Origin of the sequence: uncultured Maricaulis sp., assembly GCF_947259345.1 — a bacterium.
Lineage (GTDB): Bacteria > Pseudomonadota > Alphaproteobacteria > Caulobacterales > Maricaulaceae > Maricaulis.
Genome location: NZ_CAMYLS010000032.1, coordinates 1 through 4476, shown reverse-complemented (window position 1 = coordinate 4476; position 4476 = coordinate 1). Strand labels below are relative to the sequence as shown.

Annotated in this window: 4 protein-coding genes; all 4 read left to right on the top strand. The window is 62.6% G+C overall.

Annotated elements, in window-relative coordinates; translation table 11 throughout:
- Window positions 1-902 (top strand): recombinase family protein (locus Q0X62_RS14525; protein ID WP_297737400.1); only part of this gene is annotated, 902 nt, incomplete at its 5' end.
- Window positions 899-1288: a hypothetical protein gene (locus Q0X62_RS14520; RefSeq protein WP_297737396.1), complete on the top strand. Its 390-nt coding sequence runs from the start codon at window positions 899-901 to the stop codon at window positions 1286-1288. The genes Q0X62_RS14525 and Q0X62_RS14520, both read left to right, overlap by 4 nt.
- 90 nt (window positions 1289-1378) lie before the next feature.
- Window positions 1379-1573, top strand: coding sequence for a type II toxin-antitoxin system Phd/YefM family antitoxin (locus Q0X62_RS14515; RefSeq protein WP_297737393.1), 195 nt, complete (start codon window positions 1379-1381; stop codon window positions 1571-1573).
- Between the two features lie 12 nt (window positions 1574-1585).
- Window positions 1586-4039 carry a type I restriction-modification system subunit M gene (locus Q0X62_RS14510; protein WP_297737390.1) on the top strand — a complete coding sequence of 818 codons (2454 nt, stop codon included), beginning with the start codon at window positions 1586-1588 and terminating at the stop codon, window positions 4037-4039.
- The last annotated feature ends 437 nt before the right edge of the window (window positions 4040-4476 follow it).

Sequence of the window (4476 nt, the reverse complement as noted above, 5' to 3'; positions counted from 1 at the left end):
TGTCCTTCGCCCAGTTCGAGCGCGAGGTGACCGCCGAGCGGATCCGCGACAAGGTCGCCGCCTCTCGCAAGAAAGGCATGTGGATGGGCGGGGTGCCGCCCTACGGCTACCGCGTCGAGAACCGGAAACTGGTCGTGGATGAGGAATGCGCCGCGCATGTCCGCTGGATCTTCGCCCGCTTCCTCGAGATCGGGTCCTGCACGGAACTGGCGCGGGAGGTCGGCACGCGGGGACTTCGGACGCCGCGCGGCAACCGGATCGACAAGAAATACATCTACCGGATGCTCAGCAACCGCGCCTACATCGGCGAGGCAGTGCACAAGGGCGACAGCTATCCCGGCGAGCACGACGCCATCATCGACCACGAGACGTGGGACCGTGTCCATGCGATCCTGCAGGAGAGCCCCCGGAAACGCGCGGCCCGCACCCGCGCCGACACGCCTGCGCTGCTCAAGGGCTTGCTCTACGGCCCAGACGGCGCGGCCTTCTCGCCGACCCATACGCGTAAGGGCGACCGGCTGTACCGCTACTACGTCAGCCAGACGGTGCTGAAGCATGGCGCTGGGTCGTGCCCGGTCGGCCGCGTGCCCGCGGGTGATATCGAGGCGGCGGTGTTCGACCAGCTTCGCGCCGTGTTTCGCCAGCCCGAGATCGTGGCGAGCACGTTGAGAGCGGCTTGGGCGCAGGAAGAGGAGATCACCGAGGCCGACGCACGGGCAGCGCTTCAGCAGCTCGACCCGCTGTGGGACGAACTATTCCCCGCCGAACAGGCACGCATCGTGGCGCTGCTGGTCGAGCGCGTCGACATCGGCAGGGATGGGCTCAACGTCCGGCTTCGTATGGATGGGCTCGGCGGTCTCACGCGCGAGATGCTGGCTGGAGACATGGGGGCGGCTGCATGACCCGAGGCACGCCGATCCCCGAGACGGTGACGCTCCACGTTCCGTTTCGCATCGTGAAACGCGGCGGGCGGAAGGAGATGCAGATGCCCGACCGTGTCCGACCAGAACGCACACCGGACAGCACGCTGGTCAAGGCGCTGGCCCGCGCCTTCCGCTGGAAGCGGATGCTCGAGTCGGGTGAGTTCGCCACCATCGCTGAACTGGCCGAGCGCGAGGGCATTGCGCCGTCCTACATGACCCGCGTCCTGCGCCTGACCCTACTCGCGCCCGACATCGTCGAGGCGATTCTGGACGGGAAGCAGGCGCCGGAGGTGACGCTGGCGCGGGTGCTGGAGCCGTTCCCGATCGACTGGAGTGAGCAGAAGAACACCTTCGCTCACACCTAACTACCTGACTTGGTCCATTTCGCGCAGCTACACCTATTGCTTCGGTGGGCCAAATTGGCCAAAAGTGCAAGGCCAAGGGCGGGGAGTCAGATGCAGACCCTGAGCGCGAAAGACGCGAAGTACGGCTTCGGACGGCTGATCGATCTCGCCCGAGCTGAACCAGTGGCCGTGGCCAAGCATGGGCGGCAAGTCGTCGTAGTGATGGCGATTGAAGAATACGAGCGATTGAAGACGATCGAGGCAGCTCGGAATGCCCCCCAGGCTGCGGATCGCACCAACGAATAGAACGAGGGCCACGTGGCAGTCAAAAAGTCGGAAATTTACAGCTCTCTCTGGGCGAGCTGCGATGAGCTTCGGGGCGGGATGGATGCCTCGCAATACAAGGATTATGTCCTTGTATTGCTTTTCGTGAAGTACGTCTCCGACAAATATTCCGGCGACCCGGATGGGCTGATCGAAATCCCCGAAGGCGGCAGTTTTGCGGACATGGTCGCGCTGCGCGGCAATAAGGACATCGGCGAGAAGATCAACATCATCATCGCCAACCTGGCCGAGGCGAACGACCTCAAGGGCGTGATCGACGTTGCCGACTTCAATGACCCGGAGAAGCTCGGCACCGGCAAAGAGATGGTTGATCGCCTCTCAAACCTTGTCGCGATCTTCAACCGGCCGGAACTGGATTTCCGAAAGAACCGCGCCGATGGCGACGATATTCTGGGCGATGCCTACGAATACCTTATGCGCCATTTCGCCACCGAGTCGGGCAAGAGCAAGGGGCAGTTCTACACCCCGTCCGAGGTGTCGCGGATCATGGCCAAGGTGATCGGGATAGGTGCCGCGCGCAGCGCCGACCAGACTATCTACGACCCCACTTGCGGTTCCGGCTCACTGCTTCTGAAGGCGCATGACGAGGCGCCCTATGATCTTACCATCTATGGCCAGGAAAAGGACGTCGCCACCCGCGCGCTCGCGAAGATGAACATGGTCCTGCACGATTGTCCGACCGCGGAAATTTGGAAGGGAAACACGCTTTCATCCCCACACTTCCTGAAAGCGGACGGCAGCTTGAAGACCTTCGACTACGTGGTCGCCAATCCGCCCTTCTCGGACAAGGCATGGTCGACCGGCGTGTTCGACGAGGGCAAGACCAACCTGACCGCCCGCTTCATGGTCGAAGGCGAGCGTCCGCCCGAGAAGAACGGTGATTTCGCCTATCTCCTCCACGTGATCGCCTCGCTCAAATCCACCGGCAAGGGCGCCGTCATTCTGCCCCACGGCGTCCTCTTCCGCGGCAACGCCGAGTCCACGCTGCGCCGCTGGATCGTCAAGCGCGGCTACATCAAGGGGATCATCGGCCTGCCGGCCAACCTGTTCTACGGTACTGGTATTCCTGCCTGCATCGTGGTGCTGGATAAGGAGCATGCCCAGGCCCGCACCGGCATCTTCATGATCGACGCCTCCCGGGGATTCGTGAAGGACGGCAACAAGAACCGTCTGCGCAGCCAGGACATCCACAAGATCGTCGACGCCTTCACCAAGCAGGCGCAGATCGACAAATACTCGCGGATGGTCCCGCTGGCTGAAATCGAGAAGAACGACTTCAATCTCAACATCCCCCGCTACATCGATGCCTCGGAACCCGAGGACCTGCAGGATATCGAGGCGCATCTGAGGGGCGGCATCCCGGTGCGCGATGTCGATGCGCTGGAGAACTTCTGGCAGGTCGTGCCCGCCGTGCGCCACGACATCTTCGCCCCTGGCGAACGGCCCGGATACCTGACCCCGATGGTCGAGGCGGCTGAGGTCAAGCCCGCCATCCTGAACCATGCCGAGTTCGCCGCCTATGCCGATACCGTCACCGCGGTGTTCGACGCCTGGCGCGCGGCGCATATCGACCGGCTGCGGGGTATCGCAATCGGCGACAAGCCGAAGGACTTGATCCACGTGATCTCCGAGGATCTGCTGGAACGCTTCAAGCCCGTGCCGCTGATCGACGGCTATGACGTGTATCAGCACCTCATGACCTATTGGTCCGAGGTCATGCAGGACGATGTCTATATCCTCGTTCAGGATGGCTGGAAGGCCGGGCGCGTGATCCGCGAACTGGTCAAGAATGCTGAGGGCAAGTTCACCGAGACGCCCGACATCACGTTGGGACGGCGGAAGCTGAAGGCCGAACTGATCCCGCCCGCGCTGATCGTGGCCAGGTTCTTCGCGGCCGAAAAGGCCGCGTTGGAGGCACTGGAAGCCAAGGCCGAGGAAGCTGCCCGCGCGATAGAGGAATTGGACGAGGAGCACGGCGGCGAGGATGGGCTGCTGGCCGACGCCAAGACGGAAAAAGGCAAGCTGACCGCGAAGTCGGTCAAGGACCGCATCAAGGACATCCGCCACGACCGTGATGCGGCCGAGGAGTTGGGCACGCTCAAGCAGGCGTTGCGGCTGATCGAGGCCGAGGCGGCGGCGTCCAGGGCGGTGAAGGAAGCCCAGGCGGCGCTGGATGAGGCCACGGTCAAGCACTACGCGAAATTGACCGAGGATCAGGTGAAGGCGCTGATTGTCGAGGACAAGTGGCTGTCCCGGGTGCAGGGCGATGTGGCGGCAGAGGTTGATCGCGTCAGCCAGGCGCTGGCCGGGCGGGTGAAGCTGCTGACCGAACGCTATACTGCGCCCTTGTTGGTTCTGGAGGATCGCGCACAGGCGCTCGGCGCGAAGGTGACCGAGCACCTGAAACGAATGGGGTTCGCCGCGTGACGCTGCAGGAGAAGATCAGGCCGGGCTACAGGCACAGTGAGATAGGGACAATACCGGAGGACTGGGCGGTCAGGCCGCTCTCAGAACTAACTGATCCAGAAAGACCAATCGGGTATGGAATTGTCCAAACCGGGCCGTCAGTGCACGGCGGGGTCCCGTGCGTTCGTGTCTTGGACTTAGTCAATGGACGCATCAGCCGATCGAATTTGATTACAACCAGAAAGGAGATCAGCCAGTCGTATAAGCGCACTCTTCTAAGACAAGACGACTTGGTAATAGCACTGCGAGGCAAAGTAGGCGCGGTGGCGAAGGAGATATGGGCAAAAGTTGGTGACGCCTGATCAGGCGGCGGCTTGAACGTGGCGGAGCCCGTCGCGGAACTCAACCCCTTGGATGATCTCGGGCAGGCGATTTTGGCCGTCGAGTTTGCGCCATTT